This window comes from Enterobacter cloacae complex sp. IR5412 (assembly GCF_049237385.1).
GTDB lineage: Bacteria > Pseudomonadota > Gammaproteobacteria > Enterobacterales > Enterobacteriaceae > Enterobacter > Enterobacter intestinihominis.
Map to the genome: position 1 here is coordinate 1 of NZ_JBMKHQ010000013.1, position 298 is coordinate 298.

General features: G+C 53.0%; 1 protein-coding gene. It reads right to left on the reverse strand.

Annotated features, from left to right (window positions below; genetic code table 11):
- Positions 1-298: GTP-binding protein (locus ACOTX2_RS19295; protein ID WP_421625958.1), on the reverse strand; the 298-nt coding region annotated here is incomplete at both ends.

Sequence of the window (298 nt, forward strand, 5' to 3'; positions counted from 1 at the left end):
GACCGGTAACAACGGTACCACGACCGGAGATGGAGAATACGTCTTCGATTGGCAGCAGGAATGGCTTGTCAATCGCACGCTCTGGTTCTGGGATGTAAGAATCCAGGAAGCCAGCCAGTTCGATGATTTTCGCTTCCCACTCTGCGTCGCCTTCCAGCGCTTTCAGCGCGGAACCACGAACGATTGGAGTGTCGTCGCCTGGGAAATCGTACTGAGACAGCAGTTCACGAACTTCCATCTCTACCAGTTCCAGCAGCTCTTCGTCATCAACCATGTCGCATTTGTTCAGGAACACGAT